Annotated in this window: 19 protein-coding genes and 1 pseudogene; 18 read left to right on the forward strand and 2 right to left on the reverse strand. The window is 61.1% G+C overall.

The genetic code is table 11. From position 1 onward, the window contains the following. Nucleotides 1–75: 75 nt before the first annotated feature. Complete coding sequence (gene repA, locus shn_RS34465; RefSeq protein ID WP_064334921.1) at nucleotides 76–1266, reverse strand: plasmid partitioning protein RepA; 1191 nt, start codon at nucleotides 1264–1266, stop codon at nucleotides 76–78. A 375-nt stretch (nucleotides 1267–1641) separates the two neighbouring features. Here repA and traI point away from each other — a divergent pair, with 375 nt between their 5' ends. From traI to trbI, 12 genes and pseudogenes are all read left to right on the forward strand, one after another. Further along, complete coding sequence (gene traI, locus shn_RS34470) at nucleotides 1642–2277, forward strand: acyl-homoserine-lactone synthase TraI (protein ID WP_064334922.1); 636 nt, start codon at nucleotides 1642–1644, stop codon at nucleotides 2275–2277. Beyond that, nucleotides 2274–3245, forward strand: a complete 972-nt coding sequence (gene trbB / locus shn_RS34475) for a P-type conjugative transfer ATPase TrbB (protein ID WP_064334923.1) — start codon at nucleotides 2274–2276, stop codon at nucleotides 3243–3245. Before traI ends, trbB begins: the two co-directional genes overlap by 4 nt. Then, on the forward strand, nucleotides 3235–3639 hold the full coding sequence (gene trbC, locus shn_RS34480; protein ID WP_064334924.1) for a conjugal transfer pilin TrbC: 405 nt from the start codon (nucleotides 3235–3237) through the stop codon (nucleotides 3637–3639). Before trbB ends, trbC begins: the two co-directional genes overlap by 11 nt. Next, complete coding sequence (locus shn_RS34485) at nucleotides 3632–3931, forward strand: conjugal transfer protein TrbD (RefSeq protein ID WP_064334925.1); 300 nt, start codon at nucleotides 3632–3634, stop codon at nucleotides 3929–3931. The genes trbC and shn_RS34485 overlap by 8 nt, the downstream gene beginning before the upstream one ends. A gap of 9 nt (nucleotides 3932–3940) precedes the next feature. Next, nucleotides 3941–6409 carry a conjugal transfer protein TrbE gene (locus tag shn_RS34490; RefSeq protein ID WP_064334926.1) on the forward strand — a complete coding sequence of 823 codons (2469 nt, stop codon included), beginning with the start codon at nucleotides 3941–3943 and terminating at the stop codon, nucleotides 6407–6409. Continuing rightward, on the forward strand, nucleotides 6381–7190 hold the full coding sequence (gene trbJ / locus shn_RS34495) for a P-type conjugative transfer protein TrbJ (RefSeq protein WP_064334927.1): 810 nt from the start codon (nucleotides 6381–6383) through the stop codon (nucleotides 7188–7190). Before shn_RS34490 ends, trbJ begins: the two co-directional genes overlap by 29 nt. Beyond that, complete coding sequence (gene trbK / locus shn_RS35620) at nucleotides 7187–7417, forward strand: entry exclusion protein TrbK (RefSeq protein ID WP_084438769.1); 231 nt, start codon at nucleotides 7187–7189, stop codon at nucleotides 7415–7417. Before trbJ ends, trbK begins: the two co-directional genes overlap by 4 nt. Beyond that, nucleotides 7411–8600: pseudogene (gene trbL / locus shn_RS35625) on the forward strand (P-type conjugative transfer protein TrbL). The gene trbK and the pseudogene trbL overlap by 7 nt, the downstream one beginning before the upstream one ends. 17 nt (nucleotides 8601–8617) lie before the next feature. Then, the gene (locus shn_RS34510; RefSeq protein ID WP_064334930.1) at nucleotides 8618–9295 is read left to right on the forward strand and encodes a conjugal transfer protein TrbF; all 678 of its coding nucleotides are present in this window, start codon (nucleotides 8618–8620) and stop codon (nucleotides 9293–9295) included. A gap of 46 nt (nucleotides 9296–9341) precedes the next feature. After that, complete coding sequence (gene trbG, locus shn_RS34515) at nucleotides 9342–10166, forward strand: P-type conjugative transfer protein TrbG (protein ID WP_245337577.1); 825 nt, start codon at nucleotides 9342–9344, stop codon at nucleotides 10164–10166. Beyond that, the gene (gene trbH, locus shn_RS34520; protein WP_064334968.1) at nucleotides 10166–10639 is read left to right on the forward strand and encodes a conjugal transfer protein TrbH; all 474 of its coding nucleotides are present in this window, start codon (nucleotides 10166–10168) and stop codon (nucleotides 10637–10639) included. Before trbG ends, trbH begins: the two co-directional genes overlap by 1 nt. Nucleotides 10640–10650: 11 nt before the next feature. After that, nucleotides 10651–11961, forward strand: a complete 1311-nt coding sequence (gene trbI, locus shn_RS34525; protein ID WP_064334932.1) for an IncP-type conjugal transfer protein TrbI — start codon at nucleotides 10651–10653, stop codon at nucleotides 11959–11961. Between the two features lie 333 nt (nucleotides 11962–12294). On the opposite strand, the gene shn_RS34530 is transcribed toward trbI, so the two are convergent. Beyond that, nucleotides 12295–13833, reverse strand: coding sequence for a Fic family protein (locus shn_RS34530; protein ID WP_064334933.1), 1539 nt, complete (start codon nucleotides 13831–13833; stop codon nucleotides 12295–12297). 256 nt (nucleotides 13834–14089) lie between these two features. On the opposite strand from shn_RS34530, the gene shn_RS35630 reads away from it, so the two are divergent. The 6 genes from shn_RS35630 to shn_RS34555 all read left to right on the forward strand — a co-directional run bounded on the left by shn_RS35630 (nucleotide 14090) and on the right by shn_RS34555 (nucleotide 22404). Next, a complete protein-coding gene (locus shn_RS35630; RefSeq protein WP_245337580.1) occupies nucleotides 14090–14356 on the forward strand; it encodes a hypothetical protein in 267 nt (88 codons plus the stop codon). A gap of 283 nt (nucleotides 14357–14639) precedes the next feature. Continuing rightward, the gene (locus tag shn_RS34535) at nucleotides 14640–14822 is read left to right on the forward strand and encodes a hypothetical protein (protein WP_064334934.1); all 183 of its coding nucleotides are present in this window, start codon (nucleotides 14640–14642) and stop codon (nucleotides 14820–14822) included. Between the two features lie 218 nt (nucleotides 14823–15040). Beyond that, on the forward strand, nucleotides 15041–16000 hold the full coding sequence (locus shn_RS34540) for a DUF3991 and toprim domain-containing protein (protein ID WP_064334935.1): 960 nt from the start codon (nucleotides 15041–15043) through the stop codon (nucleotides 15998–16000). Between the two features lie 144 nt (nucleotides 16001–16144). Further along, entirely contained in the window at nucleotides 16145–16747 is a 603-nt protein-coding gene (locus tag shn_RS34545; RefSeq protein WP_064334936.1) for a DUF1419 domain-containing protein, read from the forward strand. 11 nt (nucleotides 16748–16758) lie between these two features. Continuing rightward, nucleotides 16759–17157 (forward strand): DUF3085 domain-containing protein, encoded by a 399-nt coding sequence (locus tag shn_RS34550; RefSeq protein WP_064334937.1) that lies wholly within the window; start codon nucleotides 16759–16761, stop codon nucleotides 17155–17157. A gap of 105 nt (nucleotides 17158–17262) precedes the next feature. Continuing rightward, complete coding sequence (locus shn_RS34555; RefSeq protein WP_064334938.1) at nucleotides 17263–22404, forward strand: DEAD/DEAH box helicase family protein; 5142 nt, start codon at nucleotides 17263–17265, stop codon at nucleotides 22402–22404. The last annotated feature ends 1 nt before the right edge of the window (nucleotide 22405 follow it).

Below are 22405 nucleotides of genomic sequence, written 5' to 3' on the forward strand. Positions count from 1 at the left end.
CCCAACCTGTTTTCAGAACCGGTAACTCGTTGACATCTATTTGCAAAACGCGGAAAAAAACGGCTGACAAGTGCCTCATTTTCTCCCCCAGACACCGTGGATGAGCTCAACGATTTCCGCGTTAGCGGCATTCAAGCTCTCCATTGCCCTGTCGTAGGTTGCCCGAACAAACTCACCGCGCTCGACCTCATACAATGTCTGCTTCTTTATCGAAGCATCGGAAATCGCAGTGGACTTCAGAACGTGGTTTCTCAGCATTTGCTGTGCGAACATCGACTGCATGAACCCGACCATCTGTGCCTGCGGAATATCCGTGGGCTCAAAGCGGGTGATAAGATACCGGAACCACTGAACACGCATTTCGGCCCCGGCCTCCGCTACCGGCCCCATGATCCCCCCGAGCATCATGAGAAACTGGCTCATCGACATGATGTCCAGCATCTGAGGATGAATGGTGATAAGGATCCCGGTAGAAGCCATGAGGGCGGTAATCGTCAAATAGCCCAACTGAGGAGGGCAATCGATGACGACTACATCGTACTTGTCATCCACCTGCTTCAGAGCGCTGGCGATCCGCATATAGAAAAGTCGGCCATCCTCCCCCTTCTTAGAGGAAATCGCCAGTGGCACGTCATATTCGTATTCCTGCAGAACCAGGTTAGCGGGCACGACATCCAGTCCAGGAATGTTGGTCGGCTGGATGACGTCAGCGATTGACTTCCGCTCGTCGTCAAATCGAAGAGCCTCATAAAGAGAGGCAGTATCATCAAGCTCCGGCTGGATCCCGAAAAGCGAAGTCAGTGATGCCTGCGGGTCAAGGTCGATCGCCAGCACACGATGGCCGGTGAGGGCGAGATATTGCGCAAGGTGCGCGGCAGTGGTCGTCTTGCCGCTTCCGCCCTTGAAGTTGACGACCGATACAACCTGCATCGGCTCTCCTTCCTTCCGCCTAGGCACGTAGTATCTCTTGTCGGACTTCTTGTTGGCCTCGAGATAATCCCGAAGCTCGAGCATCTGGTCAGCCGTATAATATCGGCGTCCACCGATGGACTCGATTTCCGGTCCTTTCCCGTCAGAATGGAGTTGCCTCAGGTGCGTCTGGGTGACACCCATGAAGTCCGCAACTTCAGCAAGCTGAAACTTGCGCAGTCCCTTGCGAGCATCAGGCGGGTACTGCTGGCTGCGCAACATATGCAACGCGCTTGAGATCTTCGCCCCTTGCTCGGCAATCTCAATATCAAATCTGTTGGGCAGCATATTGCTCATTTTGCGAACTATTTCCCGGAGGTCGTCAGTTTCGAAAAAATGGCTCGAACGCCATCATTTGCGAAACTATCCTGCGATTCCGGCATCGTCGCAAGAGATTTAAAGTTAACAAGTAGTTAACGGAACTGCAGGAGTGGCTGACAGAATATCGATTCATCCAAAGACTTCCGCATGTTAGCCCAGCTTTGTCCGCCGGCGCCACTGACAGCGAAATGCAGATCTGCACCTCTTATCAACATCCTAGAACCCGGTTCCCAACCGGCGTTTGAGACGTATAGCGCCGATTCGGTAGAATCACCGGATGCAAATCTGCACATAGTCACACGCAGCACGAGATGATTTTCCTTCGCCTGACCAGTTCATGCGGAGATCACAATGCAGATTCTGAGCGTCTCGGCCGACCACTACGCAAGCAACCACAACTACCTGAACCAGATGCACCGTCTTCGGGCCGCCGTGTTTGGCGACCGCCTGGAATGGGATGTCACGATTACGGACCAGGGAGAGCGGGATCAGTACGATGATCTCCACCCAACCTACATTCTGGCGATCTCAACCGACCAGAAAGTCGTCGGCTGCGCGCGCCTGCTGCCTGCATCTGGCCCGACGATGCTGGAGCAGACATTCGCGCAACTGCTGGAGCGCGGTTCGCTCGACCCCCATGCCGCAATGGTCGAGAGCTCACGCTTCTGCGTCGACACGTCGCTTCAAGCGGGGAGGAGAGGTAGCCTCCATCACGTCACGCTCACCATGTTCGCCGGCATCATCGAATGGTCGATGGCGAACGGTTACAGCGAGATCGTCACCGCGACCGATCTTCGTTTTGAACGGATCCTGAAGCGTGCGGGCTGGCCAATGCACCGCCTCGGCAATCCGGTTGCGATCGGGAACACCGTCGCCGTCGCGGGCAGTCTGCCGGCTGATCGCGCCAGCTTCGAACAGGTCTGCCCGCCAGGATACCGCTCGGCAATCGTGCGCAACGGTTCCGGCCTCTTCAGGAGCGCCGCGTGACCCAACTCCGCTCCCATCCCCGCCTCGTGCGCAAACTCCAGGACGCCCTCGGCGACCAGCTCTGCATCGCACTCGACGACGCGACGGTCGTCGAGATCATGCTCAATCCCGACGGAAAGCTATTCATCGAACGGTTGGGGCACGGCGTCGCCCCGGCCGGCGCCATGAGCGCTGCCACGGCCGAAATCGTCATCGGCAGCGTCGCCCATGCGCTGCAATCGGAAGCAGACGATGAACGGCCGATCATTTCAGGCGAACTACCGATCGGTGGTCACAGGTTCGAGGGGTTGCTGCCGCCCGTGGTATCGGCGCCAGCGTTTACCATCCGGCGGCGAGCATCGCGGCTCATTCCGCTGGACGACTACGTGACATCGAAGGTGATGACCGAAGCGCAGGCCTCGGTTTTGCGAAGCGCGATCGCCTCGCGCATGAACATCGTCATCTCAGGCGGAACCGGGTCGGGAAAGACGACGCTTGCCAATGCCGTTATCGCCGAGATTGTCGCAACAGCCCCCGACGATCGCATGGTCATCCTGGAAGACACCGCCGAGATCCGGTGCTCGGCAGAAAATGCCGTGTCGCTTCACACCACCGACACGGTCGATATGGCCCGGCTGCTGAAAAGCACAATGCGTCTCAGACCCGACCGCATCATCGTCGGCGAGGTCCGGGACGGCGCGGCACTGACGCTGCTCAAGGCCTGGAACACCGGCCATCCCGGAGGCGTCACCACGATCCATTCCAATACGGCGATGTCAGCACTCCGCCGGCTGGAGCAGCTGACGGCGGAAGCGAGCCAGCAGCCGATGCAGGAGGTGATCGGCGAGGCCGTCGATCTGGTCGTTTCCATCGAGCGCACGGGCAAGGGCAGACGGGTACGGGACGTGATCCATGTCGAGGGGTTCAGCAATGCCCGCTACCGGACCGAACACTACGCCCAGATTGATGAGGACAGCCATGCCGCATGAGACAAGGATAAATCTCGCCACCCTAGGCCTCGCCACCATCGCTTTAACCCTCGCAGAACCGGCACTGGCCTCCTCGGGCGGCGGCGGCCTGCCATGGGAGTCGCCGCTGCAGCAGATCCAGCAATCGATCACCGGACCCGTCGCCGGCTTTATTGCCCTGGCAGCCGTTGCCATCGCCGGCGGCATGCTGATCTTCGGTGGCGAACTGAATGATTTCGCGCGGCGGCTTTGCTTCATCGCCCTTGTCGGCGGGGTCCTGCTTGGCTCAACACAGATCGTCGCCTTGTTCGGCGCGACCGGTGCGTCGATCGGGGCGGCCGACACACCGTCAGCGACCGACATCGCTACGCGGCCGCGCGAACCTTCAAGAGAAGGGGAGGGAGCGCATGGCTGAGCCCGGCTCCAACCTTTCCCGCTCGCCTGTACACAGGGCGCTATCGCGTCCGAACCTGCTGATGGGCGCCGACCGCGAGCTGGTGCTGCTGACGGCACTTGCCGCCATCATCCTGATCTTCGTTGTGCTGACCTGGTACGCAGCGCTCTTCGGCCTCGCGATCTGGCTGATCGCTCTCGCGGCACTGCGCATGATGGCAAAGGCCGATCCTTTGATGCGGCGGGTCTATGTCCGCCATATCTCCTACAAGGCGTTCTATCGAGCAACGTCCTCGCCCTGGCGCAAGTTCTGAGGGTTCTCGATGGTTGCCGTCAAGTCATTCCGTCATTCTGGTCCGTCCTTTGCCGATCTGGTGCCCTATGCCGGCCTGGTCGACAATGGCGTGATCCTGCTCAAGGACGGCTCGCTGATGGCCGGCTGGTATTTCGCGGGGCCGGACAGCGAGAGTTCGACCGACGCCGAGCGAAACGAAGTCTCGCGGCAGATCAACGCGATCCTGTCACGGCTCGGCTCCGGCTGGATGATCCAGGTTGAGGCCATCAGGGTTCCGACCGGAGACTATCCGGCCGAGGACGATTGCCACTTCCCCGATCCGGTCACGCGGGCGATCGACGCCGAACGGCGAGCCCATTTCCAGAAGGAGAGGGGGCATTTCGAGAGCCGGCACGCAATGATCCTGACCTGGCGGCCGCCGGAGCCGCGGCGCTCGGGGCTGACGCGCTATGTCTATTCCGATGCGACCAGCCGTTCCGCGACCTATGCCGATAAGGCGCTCGATAGCTTCCTGGCCTCAATCCGCGAGGTCGAACAATATCTCGCCAATGTCGTGTCGGTCCGCCGGATGATGACGCGCGAGACCGAAGAACGCGGCGGCTTCCGGGTCGCTCGCTATGACGAGCTCTTCCAGTTCATCCGCTTTTGCATTACCGGCGAGAACCACCCGGTCCGTCTTCCGGACATCCCGATGTATCTCGACTGGCTGGTGACGGCCGAGTTGCAGCACGGGCTGACACCGCTCGTCGAGAACCGTTTTCTCGGCGTCGTGGCGATCGATGGCCTGCCGGCCGAGAGCTGGCCGGGGATCCTCAACAGCCTCGACCTGATGCCGCTCACCTATCGCTGGTCGTCGCGTTTCGTCTTCCTCGATGCCGAGGAGGCGAGGGCGAAGCTGGAACGCACCCGCAAGAAATGGCAGCAGAAAGTCAGGCCCTTCTTCGATCAGCTCTTCCAGACCCAATCCCGCTCCGTCGATCAGGACGCCATGCAGATGGTGGCGGAGACCGAGGACGCGATCGCCGAAGCGTCATCACAACTCGTTGCCTATGGCTACTACACCCCGGTCATCGTCCTCTTCGACGAGGACCAGTCTCGTTGCCAAGAGAAGTGCGAGGCGATCCGCCGGCTGATCCAGGCGGAAGGTTTCGGCGCACGGATCGAAACGCTGAATGCAACCGACGCCTTTCTCGGCAGCCTGCCGGGTGTTTCCTATGCCAACATCCGCGAGCCGCTGATTAATACCCGCAATCTCGCCGATCTCATCCCTCTCAATAGCGTCTGGTCGGGAAGCCCAACGGCGCCTTGCCCCTTCTATCCGGCTCGCTCGCCGCCGCTGATGCAGGTGGCCAGTGGCTCGACGCCGTTCCGGCTGAACCTGCATGTCGATGATGTCGGGCACACGCTGATCTTCGGGCCGACCGGTTCAGGCAAATCCACCTTGCTGGCACTGATCGCCGCGCAGTTTCGGCGCTACGCCGGCGCGCAGGTCTTTGCCTTCGACAAGGGCAGCTCGATGCTTCCGCTGACGCTGGGGCTCGATGGCGATCACTACCAGATCGGCGGCGATATCGGTCCTTCGGCAGAAGGCGAAGTGAGGGCGCTTGCCTTCTGCCCGCTCGCCGAACTTTCGACTGATGGCGACCGCGCCTGGGCGTCGGAATGGATCGAGACCCTGGTGGCGCTGCAGGGTGTGACCATCACACCAGACTATCGCAACGCCATCTCCCGGCAGATCGGGCTGATGGCGGAATCGCGCGGCCGGTCGCTCTCCGATTTTGTATCCGGCGTCCAGATGCGCGAGATCAAGGACGCGCTGCATCACTGCACCGTCGACGGCCCCATGGGTCAGCTTCTCGATGCCGAAGAGGATGGTCTGGCGCTCGGCGCGTTCCAGTGCTTCGAGATCGAGGAACTGATGAACATGGGCGAGCGCAATCTCGTGCCGGTGCTGACCTACCTGTTCCGTCGCATCGAGAAACGCCTGACCGGCGCACCCAGCCTGATCATCCTCGATGAGGCCTGGCTCATGCTCGGCCATCCCGTCTTCCGCGACAAGATCCGCGAATGGCTGAAGGTTCTGCGCAAGGCCAATTGCGCCGTGGTTCTGGCCACCCAGTCGATCTCGGATGCGGAGCGCTCCGGCCTCATCGATGTGCTGAAGGAGAGTTGCCCGACCAAGATTTGCCTGCCGAATGGAGCTGCCCGCGAGCCCGGCACGCGCGAGTTCTATGAGCGCATCGGCTTCAACGAACGGCAGATCGAGATCGTCGCGAAGGCGCTTCCAAAGCGCGAATACTACGTCGTCTCGCCCGAGGGCCGCAGGCTCTTCGACATGGCGCTCGGTCCCGTCGCGCTCTCGTTTGTCGGCGCGTCCGGCAAAGAAGATCTGAAGCGCATTCGCGCCCTGCATTCCGAATACGGGGCCGGTTGGCCTCTCCACTGGCTCCAGCAAAGGGGGATCGCCCATGCCGAAACACTCTTCCCGACCTCTTGAGACAGCCCGCACCGTGTTCGTCGCGGCGATCGCCCTCTCTGCCACATTGCCACTCCCCGTTCAGGCCGGTGGCGTGACAGGCCAAGCGACCGAATGGACGCAGCTCGCCAACAATGCCGAGCTCGTCTCGCTGGTCGGCAAGTCCGCGGAGCAGGTGAACAATCAGATCACCCAGATCTCCCAGCTTGCAGAGCAGATCCAGAACCAGCTCAACATCTACAACAATCTCCTGCAGAACACCGCCCAGCTCCCGCACCACATCTGGGGGCAGGTCGAAAGCGACCTGAAGAGCCTGCAGAACGTCGTCGCGCAAGGACAGGGCGTCGCCTTCTCGATGGGCAATATCGATGACGTGCTGAAGCAGCGCTTCCAGAGTTTTGCCGGGATGAAGAGCAATCTGCCAGATGGCGCGAGCTTTTCCACGACCTACCAGACCTGGTCCGACACGAACCGCGACACGATCGCCGGAACGCTGAAGGCAGCGAACCTGACCGCCGACCAGTTCTCGAGCGAGGAGAGCACGATGTCGTCGCTGCGCTCGATGTCGGAGTCGTCAGACGGCCAGATGAAGGCGCTGCAGGTCGGACACCAGATCGCCGCCCAACAGGTTGCGCAGATGCAGAAGTTGCGGGGCCTCGTCTCACAGCAGATGACCATGATGGGAACGTGGTTTCAGTCCGAGCAGGCACAGAAGGACTTGGCCCAGGCGCGTCGCGAGCAGTTCTTCAACGGGACCGAGCGTGACATACGCGGGGGCCAGACCATGGAGCCACGCTGGTGAGCCCGCGTCTGATTATCATCCTCGTCTTGGCGGGGCTGGCCGCACTCGGCGCCGGCACCGTCACCTGGAACATGGTCCAACTCCGCCCGGCCCCCGTGTCCGGATCCGGCGCAGCCGCTACGCGAACCACCTCCGATGTGGAACGCCGTGAACATCGGGAAAAATTCTTCAGCAGTGATCCGGATCGCAACGTCCGTGGCGGGCAGGAGATGAAACCGCGATGGTAATCGTTCGTCCTTCCCGGAAGCTGGAGCTTTCGTTCATTTCGATCTGCATCATCCTGCTGGCGACGACACCGGCCCTTGCCCAACAGGGTTCGGTTCTGACCACACTGGAAAATTCCGTCGTCACGGCCGCGAAAGGCTGGGAGACGACTGTGATGAACGCGGCGCGTTCGCTGTTCTGGATCCTCGCCGGCATCGAGATCGGGATTGCCGCGGTATGGCTGGCGATCAACGCCGCCTCGCTCGACAGCTGGTTTACCGAGCTCGTGCGGCGGATCATGTTCATCGGACTCTTCGCCTTCATTCTCGACCAGGGACCGTCCTTCGCGAAGGCCGTTGTCGACAGCCTCTACCAGATCGGCGCCGGAGGTGGCTCGGCATCGCCCGCAAACATCTTCGACGCGGGCCTCCGGGTCGCGACCAAGATGTCCGAACAGGCGAAGTTCGGTTTGTGGGAAGATAATGCGCTGGCGATCGCCGCAGTCTTCGCGATGGTCGTGGTCGTCGTCTCCTTTTCGCTCGTCGCGGCGATCTTCGTCGCCGTGATGGTCGAGATGTATGTCGGCCTGCTCGCAGGCATGATCATGCTCGGTCTTGGCGGCTCGTCCTTCACCAAGGATTTCGCGGTCAAGTATCTGGTCTACGCCTTCTCCGTCGGCATGAAGCTGATGGCTCTGGTGATGATCGCCAAGATCGGATCCGACATCCTGCTCGGACTCGCCGAAGCGCCGACCGCAACATCCGAACAATTCATCACCACACTTGCCATCGCCGGCATCTCGGTCGTGGTCTTCGTGATCGCCATGTATGTCCCGCCGATCCTGCAGGGCGTGGTCCAAGGCGCCTCCATCGCCGGCGGCATGGAAGCAATCCGCCACGGCGGCCAGGCCGCGACCTTTGCAGCCGGCGGGGCGTTCCTCGGCGCAAGTGCTGCAACGAAAGGGGCGCAGACGGCAAGCTCGGCGCGGGCAGGGGCTCTTCGATGGCGGGAGCGGCACTTCGCGGCATGGCGTCCGGTATTGGAAGTGCTGGATGGGCTGCCGGATCGGCAGCAAAGGAGAAGGCGATCGCCTCACCCGGCGCCTATGCCGGATCGCTGCTCGGGCTTGCCAACGCCAAGCTCGACCAGACGCGGCAATCAGGCCGACCAACGCCGCCGCCACCACCCATCAACGAGAACAAGTAGCTGGAGGATGATCACCCATGGCCGGACGCAATCCGCCAGAGAATTCCCCTATCGCCAATCCCTATCTCGCGGCGCGCAACGAGTGGAACGAGCGCTATGGCTCCTATGTGAAGGCGGTCGCGGCCTGGCGCATCGTCGGCGTCACCGGCATAGTGATGGCAGTGATCGGTTTCACTTACGCGCTCTACCAAAGCACGCAGGTGAAACTCGTTCCCTATATCGTCGAGGTCGACAAGCTCGGAACGGCCTCCAATGCCGGCTTCCCGCAGCAGATCGAATATGCCGATCCGCGCGTGGTGCGCGCCACGCTCGGCAGCTTCGTCTCGAATTTCCGGAGCGTGACGCCGGATGCGGTCGTGCAAAAGCAATATATCGACCGGACCTACGGCCTGCTCCGGACCTCGGATCCGGCGACAGAGAAGGTCAATGCCTGGTTCCGTTCCAATTCGCCCTTCGAGAAAGCGAAGACTGCGACGGTGGCGGTCGAGGTCAACAACATCGTCGCTCTGTCGAACCAGTCCTATCAGCTCGACTGGACCGAGTTCGAGCGCGACCGCCGCGGCAAGGAGACGGCCACACGCCGCTTCCGCGGCATCGCAACTGTGACCCTCACACCGCCGCAGGACGAAGGCGTCATCCGTCTCAACCCCATCGGTCTCTATGTCAGAGACTTCGACTGGACTGCACAGCTTTGAAAGGCATGGCCCGAACATGAACATCCGTCTTGAGAACTATTCGGCCATGCTGACTGCCGGCGCCATCATATCAGCGGCGCTGGCGTTCTCCGCCCTTGCACCTCTCGATGCCCTTGCGGCCGATGGCGTCACAGCCAATGAGGCGAAGGGCGTGAGCATCTCCGGCCAGTGGCGCGGATCGCGTGGTCTCGTGACCAAGGGCGCCGACGGCAAGGTGATCTTTCTTTACGGCGAGGTTCAGCCGTCGGTCGTCTGCTCACCTCTGCAAGTCTGCGACATCGAGCTTCAGGGAGGCGAGGTCGTTCGCGACGTACTCGTTGGCGACACTGTGCGCTGGAAGGTCGAACCTGCGACATCAGGTGCGGCGGGTGGCCAGGCGATCCACCTGATCGTCAAACCGTCTGAGCCCGGTCTCGTCACCTCGATGGTGGTGACGACGTCGCGGCGGACCTATCATATCCAGCTCAAGTCGCATTCGAGCCAATATATGGCCCGCGTCGGCTTCGAATATCCGGAAGACGTCTCGGCGAAACTCGATGACATCAATGCCCGTCTCGAGGCGAGTACGATCCCAGGAGCCGGCGTGCCGGCCGAGCAGTTGAACTTCTCCTATTCGGTGTCAGGCAGGGCCGGCTGGCGGCCGACACGGGTCTATTCGGACGGGCAAAAGACCTACATCCAGTTCCCGCGCTCGATCTCCGGCCAGGATGCGCCGGTGCTGTTCGTGACGTCCGGCGGACAGAACCGAATCGTCAACTACCGAATGAAGAACGACATGATGGTGGTCGATTATCACATCGATCGCGCGGTGCTGGTCTCGGGCGTCGGATGGAAACAGGAAAAGGTGACGATCAGAAGGGGAGGGCGATGATGCGACCCTTTGCCGACAATCTCCTCTTGCGCCCCATCCGCGCTATTGCCACAGCCTTCGCCCTCACCATCCTCCTTTCCGGATGCCAGTCGTTGGGGACTGACGGTCTCGTCGCCAGCAACGCGCCGGCGGAAATCTCCGGCCCGGCGGCAAGCGCCATTGCCGGCGATATGGTCAGCCGTCTTGCCGAGCAGATCGGACCCGGCAAGGCAACAGTTGCGCTGAAGGCGGACGCCTCACCCTTCGGGCAGGCGCTCGAAGCAGCACTCAAGGGATGGGGTTACGCCGTCGTCACCGACCAGAAGACGGACGACGGAATGAAGATCATCCCACTCGCCTATGTGATCGTACCCTTCGACGGACAAGTGCTGGCGCGTCTTTCGACTGACAGCGTCGAGCTCGGCCGGGCCTACACCGTAACATCAAGCGGTGCTGCGCCGGCAAGTGCACTCTCGCTGATGCGACGTGGCTGAAGGGAAGCATCATGGTCCAATCCTTGCAACTTGGCGGCGCAGCAAATGCCGAAGCGGAATCTCGCATCAAGCGGATCAACCGCCTGCCGATCATCGTGGTGATCGTTCTGGTCATCGCTTTCCTTGGCGTGATTTTCTATGGGCTCACTTCCCGCGGACTCTACTTTGGCAATGACACCGGCCCAGAGACGAGTTCTGGCAATCCGGCATCGACCTTCGCCGACCAGATCAAGCGTGGTGTGACGGATGGCATCATCGGTGAGCCACAGCAGCAAACCACGTTTCAGCCGACATCTGTCGAGACGAAGCAGGCCGAGGAAAAGTCAAGCAATCCCTTCACGCCGCAACCGGGACAAAACGAGGAACAGCAGCGCGGGCAGGATTTGGAAAACGAGGAGGTCTGGCGTGCACGGCTTGAACGCGAGCAGAGGGAGCAATATCTGCGTGAGCGGCATCGACAACGCATGGCCCGGCTGCAGGCGAATGATGCGGCCTACGACGCACCGCTCGCGATAGATCGCAGCACGCTGGCGGCGCGGACGGACGAGACCACCAGAACAACGACAAACACTTCGCCGTCGACAACCGCCGGCGCCAACTCAGATCTTTACGCCGCCGCGTTGCGGGCTGGTCTCGGCGGGCAGAATGTCGATCCGAACGGGCAGAACTCCAAAGAGGACTTTTTCAACGCCGATCTCAAAGAACTCGGATATCTCCCCAATCGGGTCGTGCCTCAGCAATCACCGTATGAACTCAAGCGCGGTTCGGTCATTCCGGCGACGCTCATATCAGGCATCAATTCGGACCTTCCCGGTCGCATCACAGCCCAGGTAAGTCAGAATGTCTACGATAGCGCTACAGGGCATCGCCTGCTGATCCCGCAAGGAGCGAAGCTCTTCGGGCGCTACGACAGCAAGGTGTCGTTCGGGCAAAGTCGCGTTCTCGTCGTCTGGACCGATATCATCTTCCCTGATGGATCCACGCTACAGATTGGCGGGATGGCGGGCACGGACACGCAAGGGTACGGTGGCTTCCACGACAAGGTGAACAACCATTATTGGAGGACGTTCGGCTCAGCGGCGCTGATCGCGCTGATTGGAACCGGGATCGATGCGTCAATACCCGAAAGTTCGACGCTTGCCACGCAGGATACGGCATCAGATGCGGCAAGGCGGAATTTCGCGGAGAGCTTCGGTCGCCTCGCGGAGCAAACAATCAGTCGCAATTTCAATGTCCAGCCAACACTGAAGATTCGGCCCGGCTACAGGTTCAACGTTCTTGTAGATCAGGACATCATATTCCCAGGGACATACCGAACCTAGACTTCGACGGTCGGCAAGCCGTGCGTGGTCCATGGCCGGAAGTGGAAGGACCGTTCCCTTATGCGAGTTCAGACATTCACGGCGACTATCAAAATGCGCCGCGCCTCGGCAAGCGGCTGGACGCTTTAGCCGACCCGCTCCACGGCCAGCGTCGCCGCTGAAAACGACCTGATTAGCGTCTTCACAAAACCGTTGGGTCGAGCAAAACGTCCCAAACGCTGCGCTCAAGGATCACCTATCGACAATCAGTAAATCAAGAGCCGAAGCGTTCGCTGATTTTAGGGGCGGGCGAACGGGTCGGTGGTTCGAATCCTGTCAAGGCGATCGATGATTTTAGAGTTCCTTACTCATCGACCAAGAGGTGCGCTCGGCGATGAATTCCGCGAACGGTTTGACGTTCATATGGACGCTCGCCTGTTCGAGGCCGGCCAAATAAGTTGACCGATCCTCAACCCTAACCACTGCCCATGGAAAACCACCCGAGGCGAACATGGCATTCATCAGGAAGCGCGCCATCCGTCCGTTGCCGTCAGGATAGGGATGAACATAGCCTATCAACCAATGGCCAAGGACTGCCCTAACCGCCGGCTCGCTTTCCTTCTCCAGTAGATCGAACAGGGTCTCCATTCCATCCGGAACTGCTTCGGAACGCGGTGGTACATGCCATGATCCGCGGAGATATACAGGGTGGTTTCGATAGCCCGCGAGGGCGCTGGGTTTCAGGATACCTGCGGCTACGGAGGGACCGAACAGTTCGCGGTACCAATCCCTATGTTGCTTACGGATAACGGCTCCAGCCGGTGCACCGCGGAGAATCTCCGCAACAGATTCTTTCACGCTCTGAAATGCCTGCCAATAACCGCGTGCTGCCAGGGCGTCCCGGTTTTGCCTATCCTGCTGATCCACATCCGGATCCCACGTACCAGCGCGCACGCGATCAATGAGTTCCGGAGTAACGCTGTACCCTTCGATCGAAAGTGAATGGTATGCGTCGTTCTTGTATATGTCCTCGACCGATTTCATGAAAGCGACGGTGTCCGAGGGAAGTCCGGGTGCAGCAGGAAAAACATCGAGGACCGCCTGACGCTGGCTTTCCCATATAGCATTGAGACGCGCCACAATGGGAGATCCACCGACAGCTAAGGTGGATACTCGCTGGTTTTGATCGAACGGGTCGGTCTCTCTAACGTCGTACATCGCGCCTTTCATCGTTTTCAAGATATCGTCGGCGAACTCGCCTTTTCCTATGCGCCGAAACGCCCCGGCCAGACGGCCTGCCACGGCCGAATGCCCTCCGTCGAGTAATCGACCGAGGACACCCGACACATCGCGCATGGAGTTCAGCACGATCTGGGCTTCGATAGGTGATCTTTTGAAAAACGCTTCAGCAACTTTTACCAGGGCGGCGTCCGCAGTATAGAACCTCAATCCGTTTTTCTCGACAAGATCCTCGCGCGGTGGCATTTGCTTGGTCTTGAGATCGTAGATGGATGTGCCAAAAAGCAGTGATAAATTGTTGCCCATTGCCTTTGGGCTGTTGACAATCACCTGGGGCGGAATCGCAGTTGCTTCTGCGTGGAGTAGCATCGATTGTTCCGGTGACAGATGCCATTCCCGTCCAAAGCGGTCGTTGCAGTAGAGGGAGCAGAACTCCCAGAATGAAGCGTACCAAAGGGTTGTGTCGCCGTCTTGGGACTGGGGTCCCGTTGACATTTGCCATCCGCGGATGACTTCTTGGAGAAATCCGCTCCGTGTAAGGCGCTCTCGGTGTAGTCGGCTGAACTCGTCGGACTTGAATATTCGACGCCCGCCATCCTGCAATGTTTTGAGGGCTTGCAGGGCGTCAGCCAACTTTTCATTTGGTGTAGCCATTTTGGTTCTCACGACCTCGGTGTTCTTGCGCGAACTCACAATGCCGCGTCTCATAAGGCAATGCCTGCATCATTGCACGTTTTTGATGTCGTTTATATGCGCGTTTTGAACGTCGATTCAATACACGTTCAAGGTGATGATTTAATAAACGTTTTTGATGATGAGTCATAACACGTCTTTGGTGTCGTGACTCATCACAGCATTTCGTGTCGAGCTAAGCAGCCTGCATCAAGATGCAAAGGTGAGTTGGTGGTGATTGGATTCTTACGGCAGGATCGAACATCGGCGAGCTATCCGCCGCCGTTGGCGGGCAGATGCTAGGCGGCTTGCCGCAACGGACCCGGTTGGTGCCTATTACGAGGCGCAGCGAAGAGCCGCCCGCAGCCGAGCGCAAGGTAATGTCGGTGAATACTGGCATTGGGCCAAGGTTGCCAGCGAAGTCGCCCGCATCGAACCGCATGCCGAGATGGACTTCGAGGTCGTCAAGGCGATTGCCGATCAGGAAAGCGCCGGTCGCCGCTAAACACCTGCACTGTGCGTGGCGGAAATAATGTCGAGTTGACGCTGTACCTGTGGTGCAGGTGAACGACCCGTGCCGGAAAACCGCCTGGCCCTCCGAAGCAAACCAATCCCGCTCTTCATCGATGGCGTCCTGGACCAGGTCCGGATCTCCGTCGATCAACCCGTTGAGGGTCCGCTAGCAAGCTGCGGCCGCTTGGCTTCGCCTTCGCGGTGATCGCGACCGTCCCCGGTCCTTCGAGGAGCCATCGAGCGGGATCGGCCCGCTCCGGACGGAGGTTTCTCACATGGCACGGGATCTTGCACTCGCTCAACGCCACGCATTCGCACTTGCCCGCACCCTCATGGTGCCGGTCACGCTCTTCAGGTCCGGAAACGAGTTCGGCGTTCTTCCGAGCGACGAACTCGATGACGGCGAGGTCGAGACCATCGCCGAATTCGATCCCTTCGAATACGGGCCGGCTCATTGAGCCGGCCTTCCCCTTTTCAGGTGCCGCTTGCGAGCGGCAGGCGGCAAGGGAAGCTTCGCCGCAGCTGGCACGGCCGCAGGTGCCGAGGTGTAGATCTGCTGGTTGCCAGCCGCGCCCTTGCCTCCTTTGCTCTTCGCGGACCGCCGGAAACGATCCCGCAAACTGCGGGAAATGAAGAATCCGGAAAGAAAGGCGGACGCGAGGGCGCCGGCAGGATAATGGAGAAAAACGAACTTGAAGAAATGCGGGACCGTGTTCCTTGCACAGTCGTGCTTGAGCAGGCCGGCTTTGCGGTCGACGTGAAAGAAAGCACGCGCAAAGCGGTCAAGTATCGACGCGGGGCCGAGATCGTCATCGTCATCCACGAGGGGCGGGGATGGTTCGATCCCCTGTCCGACGCGAAGGGCGACGTCTTCAGCCTTGTCGAGTGCCTCGACCACGTACCCTTCGTCGAGGCTCTGCACCGCATCGCATCATTGGTCGGCTTTGTCTCGAAAGAGCCGGTCTGGACCCCTCCCACTCGCGATTCCACACCGCACGGTTCCATTCCGGAACGATGGGAACAGCGCCGCAAACCGTGGCGGGGATCGATGACGTGGCGCTATCTGCGCGAGGAAAGATATCTGTCGGAGGCCATCATCCGCGGTGCCATCCGTCACAACGTCCTGCGGGAAGGTCCCTACGGCAGCATGTGGGCCGCCCATGTCGATGCCGATGGCGGTGTCACCGGCTGGGAGGAGCGCGGCCCCGAATGGCGTGGATTCTCGACCGGAGGGTCGAAGGTGCTCTTCCGTCTCGGTTCTCTCGATGCTCCGCGTCTGTGCGTCACCGAGGCGGCGATCGACGCCATGAGCCTGGCCGCGTTCGAAGGAATACGAGAGGGAAGCCTCTATCTCAGCACAGGCGGGGGATGGTCGCCGACGACAGAAGCCGCGGTTCGCGTGCTCGCCGCGCGCCCCGGCGCGCAGCTCGTCGCCGCCACGGATGCCAACAGTCAGGGCGAGGCCTTTGCCGGCCGCCTGCGCGATATCGCAGAAGATGCCGGCTGCGACTGGTTCCGCCTGACGCCGCCGGCTGAGGACTGGAACGACGCATTGCAGGAGAGAAAAGGAGAAGAAAAGGAAAGAAGGGTGGGTAGGGGAGGCCTGCCGCATGCCCGCCGGCCGCGTCAAGGGTGAAGCTTCGCCCGGCTGAAGCCGGCCCTTGACCCGACCGGACGGAGAGGCGGCCGCGGGGAGGGGTCAGGAAGGGCTGAAGAGAAGATGGAGTCATCGCAACGATGAGCCGCGCTTCAGCCCGACGAGGCTGAAAGGAGCCCGCTCATGAACCTCTCTCCCATCCGTAAAGTCTATCAGGGCATCGCCGATCGCCGCCAGATGTTCCGCATGTTCGACCGTCATGCGCAGCGCCCGAACCGATGGGAGTGCGACGACAGTGCGCTTTATCGCGGCGAATGGTTCGAGATCGGGGAGGCTTGCCACGATTACATGTTCGAGATCCTGCCGCCCCTCTGGATGCGGGGTGAGATGTTCGCCATGCGCGAATTCCTCACCGGCTCGATCACCAGCATCTTTTTCACGCTGTCGATCGACGGGCGAATCCGGCACTTCCACGGTTATTGCGACCTCGCCGACAAGGGCTCGCCCCAGCGCATGCGCACGGCGATCATCGAGCGTGAATCCCGTCCTGTCCGGGCGATGACGCGCGAGGAGCGTCTGGAGCACATCTGGAGCAGCACGGCTGACGACTATCGCGGCTATGCCGGCGAGCGTTGGCCAGAGGATGATCGTGGCAAGCGCACGGTGATGTTCTTCGCCAGACCAGGCGGCACCACGCTCAAGGTGCTGGAGGATCTGACCGACGCGGAGGTCGCGGCGAAGCTGCCAGTCCATCTGCGTTACCTGCCCGACGCGATCGCAGCGTGAGGGAGAGCGGCATGTTCACCTTCTCCCTCACCGACATCGGCGCTGTGCTCGCCCGCGGTCGGGCCGACGCGGCCGCAAACGGCGGATTTCGCCTTCCGTATCAGGGAATATCCCCTGAAGCCGAGGCCAGAGCCGGCCTGTGGCTGGTCGGTGACGAGAGCGTATATGTTCTCTCGAACGGGCAACTCGCCGAGGGACAGCGTCCGCTCGTCATCTATGCCGAGGAGTGCGATCCGAAGACCAATCCGGATTACTGGCATTACAAGCGACGATATTTCGGGGGCGATGACGGGGTCGAATTCATCGACGCCGTCGAACTCGAAAAGCTCGTCCCGGCTCAGCCCGACGCGACGCATCTGCGGATCGTGATGGACGACACGTCCATATCCATCAGCCTGATCCGCCGCTGACGCGGCGCTTGCCGCACCCTTCCAACAACTTTGCGACCGCCCCGCCCAGAGGCTCATCTCCAGCGGAACGATGGCGCTCGCCCCTTTTCCAAGGAGAGCATTTTCATGCCCAACGATCCTTTTTCACTTGATCCTTCTGGCACCCTCGACATGTTCGGGAACACAGCCCTGTCGTCGGGGGTCGGCCTTGGCGTCACGGCCTTCGGTGATTTTGCGCCCGAGACGGCCCCCGAACCTGCGAATGACGACGATCCCGATCCGACGCCGCCGGCGCCCGCACCGGCGCTGCCGATCGCGCTGCCCCAGAGGTCAGCACCACGCCGGCAGGGCGATCGTGCGAACTTCTACCTCGATGACGGCGAGGATCGCGGCCTTGCTGCGTCGTGGAAAGAGCGCGCGAGATTGAGTGTGGCGGCCATTTTGACCGCGAACGAGATCGAGCGGCACAACATTCCGGTCACGCGCGAGCATCAGCAGCGGTTGATCCGCTTCACCGGCTTCGGCGCCTCCGAACTGGCGAACGGCATGTTCCGCCGTCCGGGCGAGGTGGATTTTCGGGAGGGCTGGGACGATCTCGGCTCGTCGCTCGAAAGTGCGGTCTCGGAGAGCGACTATTCCAGCCTGTCGCGTTGCACGCAGTATGCGCATTTCACGCCGGAGTTCATCATCCGGGCGATCTGGTCAGGATTGCAGCGCATGGGCTGGCGCGGTGGTCGCGTGCTGGAACCCGGCATCGGCACGGGCCTGTTTCCAGCGCTGATGCCGAAGGCGTATCGCGACAGCAGCTATGTCACCGGCGTCGAGCTCGATCCGGTGACAGTGCGGATCGTCAAGCTCCTGCAGCCGAAGGCCCGGATCATCGAAGGGGATTTCGCGCGCACCGATCTCTCGCCGATCTACGATCTCGCCATTGGCAATCCACCGTTTTCCGATCGTACCGTGCGTTCGGACCGGCAATATCGGTCACTTGGTCTCAGACTGCACGACTACTTCATCGCGAGGTCCATTGATCTGCTGAAACCCGGCGCCTTCGCGGCCTTCGTCACCAGTTCCGGCACGATGGACAAGGCGGATGCGACAGCCCGCGAGCATATCGCCAGATCGGCCGACCTGATCGCGGCCATTCGTCTGCCCGAAGGCAGCTTCCGCCGCGATGCCGGCACGGACGCCGTCGTTGACATCCTGTTCTTCCGCAAGCGCAAGGCTGGAGAAGCTGAGGGCGACCAGACCTGGCTCGACGTGGATGAAGTCCGCCCTGCAACAGAAGACGAAGGCGCTATCCGCGTCAATCGCTGGTTTGCGAAGCATCCGGATTTCGTGCTCGGTGACCACGCGCTGACGGCCGGTCCGTTCGGCGAGACCTATACGTGCCGTGGTCGCGCTGGCGTCGATCTCGAAGCGGCGCTGAATGCCGCCATTTCTCTCCTCCCGGAAGATCGTTACGACGGCGAGTCGACCGAAATCGACATCGACCTGGAGGACGAGCTTGGCGAGATCGTCGATCTCCGCCCCAGGGACGAGAAGGTCCGCGAGGGCAGCTTCTTCATCGACGCCAGGCACGGCCTGATGCAGATGGTCGACGGCTCTCCGGTCGAGATCAAGGTCCGCAAGGGCCGCTCCGCGGAAGGCATTCCGGAAAAGCATGTCCGTATCATCCGAAAGCTGATCCCGGTCCGGGATGCCGTGCGGGAGGTGCTGAAGGCCCAGGAACAGGACCACCCGTGGAAGGATCTTCAGGTGCGCCTGCGTATCGCCTGGTCCTCGTTCGTCCGTGATTTCGGCCCGATCAATCACACCACGGTTTCGATCTCGGAGGATACCGAGACTGGCGAGGTGCGGGAGACCCATCGGCAGCCGAACCTTCAGCCCTTCCGTGACGATCCCGATTGCTGGTTGGTCGCCTCCATCGAGGATTATGATCTCGAAACCGATACCGCCCGTCCCGGTCCGATCTTCTCCGAAAGGGTGATCTCACCTCCCGCGGCCCCGGTGATCACGTCCGCGGCGGATGCGCTCGCCGTGGTGCTCAACGAGTGCGGCCGCGTCGATATCGACCATATCGCCGAACTCCTGCACCGCGACTCCGAGGCGGTGATTGCCGAACTCGGTGATGCCATCTTCCGCGATCCGACCGACAGTTCGTGGCAGACCTCGGACGCCTATCTCTCCGGTCCGGTCCGCACCAAGCTTGCGGCGGCGGAGGCTGCCGCTGCGCTTGATCCCGTCTTCCAGCGTAATGTCGTGGCACTCAGGCAAGTCCAGCCCGCCGATCTGCGTCCGTCGGATATTACCGCTCGGCTCGGGGCGCCCTGGATTCCGGCCTCCGACGTTGTGACCTTCGTCAAGGAAACGATGGGTGCCGAGATCAGGATCCACCATATGCCCGAGCTTGGTTCATGGACGGTCGAGGCTCGTCAGCTTGGTTACAGCGCCGCCGGCACATCGGAATGGGGGACCAGCCGCCGCCATGCCGGCGAACTATTGGCGGATGCGCTGAACAGCCGCGTGCCGCAGATATTCGACACCTTGAAGGACGCCGATGGAGAGCGGCGGGTGCTGAATGTCGTCGACACGGAAGCCGCCCGTGACAAACTTCAGCGGATGAAGGAGGCGTTCCAGAATTGGGTCTGGTCAGACCCGGATCGCACCGACCGGTTGGCGCGGGTCTATAATGACCGCTTCAACAACATCGCGCCGCGCAAATTCGACGGCTCCCATCTGAATTTACCCGGCGCCTCTGGCGCCTTCGTTCTTTATGGGCATCAGAAACGCGGCATCTGGCGGATCATCTCCTCCGGCTCCACCTATCTCGCCCATGCCGTGGGTGCCGGCAAGACGATGACCATGGCAGCCGCCATCATGGAGCAGCGGAGGTTGGGCCTGATCGCCAAGGCGATGCTGGTCGTTCCCGGCCACTGCCTCGCACAGGCGGCACGCGAGTTCCTGGCGCTCTATCCCTCGGCGAACATCCTCGTCGCCGATGAGACCAACTTCACCAAAGACAAGCGTCAACGTTTCCTGTCGCGGGCTGCGACGGCTGTCTGGGATGCGATCATCATCACGCACTCCGCGTTCAGGTTCATCGGCGTGCCATCCGCCTTCGAACAACAGATGATCCACGACGAGCTGCAGCTCTACGAGGACCTGCTGACCAAAGTTGATGACGAGGACCGGGTCTCCCGCAAGCGGCTCGAGCGGCTGAAAGAGGCCTTGCAGGAGCGGCTGGAATCTCTCTCCACCCGCAAGGACGATCTTCTGACCATCTCTGAAATCGGCGTCGACCAGATCGTCGTCGACGAGGCGCAGGAGTTCCGAAAACTCAGCTTCGCAACCAATATGTCGACGCTGAAGGGCATCGATCCAAACGGTTCGCAGAAGGCCTGGGACCTCTATGTGAAATCCCGTTACATCGAGACGAAGAATCCGGGCCGGCCGCTCGTGCTTGCCTCCGGCACCCCGATCACCAACACGCTCGGCGAGATGTTTTCGATCCAGCGCCTGCTCGGCTACGAGGCCTTGCGTGAGCGCGGGCTTCACGAGTTCGACGCCTGGGCGAGCAATTTCGGGGATGAACGCACCGAACTGGAGCTTCAGCCATCCGGCAAATACAAGCCGGTCAGCCGCTTCGCCAGTTTCGTCAACGTCCCCGAACTGATTGCTATGTTTCGGGCCTTCGCCGACGTGGTGATGCCGGAGGATCTTAAAGCGCACGTCAGGGTGCCGGAGATCGCGACGGGCAAGCGGCAAATCCTGACCGCCGCGCCAACGCCTGCCTTCAAAGCCTACCAGCAGATCCTCGAAACCCGCATCAAGGCGATCGAGATGCGCGAGGGGCCGGCGCAACCCGGTGACGACATCCTGCTGTCCGTTATCACTGATGGCCGCCATGCCGCGATCGATCTGCGCCTGGTCATGCCGGCAATAGATGACGAGCCGGAGAACAAGCTCAATCTGCTGGTCCGTAACGCTTTCCGTATCTGGAGGGAAACTTCGGAGAACAGCTATCGCCGCCCGGACGGCAAAGTCTACGAGCTGCCCGGTGCGGCGCAGATGATCTTCTCCGATCTCGGGACGATCAATGTCGAGAAGAGCCGCGGCTTCTCAGCCTACCGCTGGATCCGCGACGAGCTCATCCGCATGGGCGTGCCGCCGTCAGAAATCGCCTTCATGCAGGATTACAAGAAGACCGAAGCGAAGCAGCGCCTGTTCGGCGACGTCCGCGCCGGCAAGGTCCGCTTCCTGATCGGCAGTTCCGAAACGATGGGCACCGGCGTCAACGCCCAGCTTCGCCTGAAGGCCCTGCACCATCTCGACGTGCCGTGGCTTCCGTCACAGATCGAGCAGCGGGAGGGCCGCATCGTGCGTCAGGGCAACCAGCACGACGAGGTCGATATCTATGCTTACGCCACGCAGGGAAGCCTCGACGCGACGATGTGGCAGCAGAACGAGCGCAAAGCGCGCTTCATAGCAGCGGCACTCTCCGGCGATACCTCGATTCGCAGGCTGGAGGACCTGAACGAAGGCCAGGCCAACCAGTTCGCCATGGCCAAGGCTATTGCCAGTGGCGATGAGCGCCTGATGCAGAAAGCGGGCCTGGAAGCCGATATTGCCCGACTTGAGCGCCTGCGCGCCGCTCATGACGACGATCTCTTTGCTGTTCGCCGGCAGCTCCGCGATGCCGAGCGCGAGATCGAGACGGCAACCCGCCGTATCGGCGAAATCGGCCAGGACATCGAACGGCTGGTTCCGACCTCCGGCGACACCTTCACCATGACCGTGATGGGCAAGCCATACACGGAGCGGAAGGATGCCGGTCGGGCGTTGATGAAGGAGATCCTCACCGTCGTCCAGTTCCAGCAGGAGGGTGAAGTCCGTCTCGCCCGCATCGGCGGCTTCGATCTCGTCTATGAAGGCGAGCGCTTCGGCCGGGGTGACAACTACCACTATCAGACCCTGCTCCAGCGCACCGGCGGGACCCAAGAGATCGATCTGCCGGTGACCGTCACGCCGCTTGGTGCCATCTCCCGCCTCGAGCATGCACTCAGCGGGTTCGAAGAGGAGCGGGAACGTTATCGCCTGAGGTTGGCTGAGTACCAGCGGCGGCTTTCCTCCTACCAGTCGCGTCAGGGTGGCACCTTTGCCTTTGCCGACGAACTGGCTGAGAAGCGCCAGAAGCTGCGTGAGGTCGAGGAGGTGCTCGCCAAATCCGCTTGCGATGATGACGAAAAGCAAGGTATCGCGGCTTAAT

This window comes from Shinella sp. HZN7, assembly GCF_001652565.1.
Lineage (GTDB): Bacteria > Pseudomonadota > Alphaproteobacteria > Rhizobiales > Rhizobiaceae > Shinella > Shinella granuli.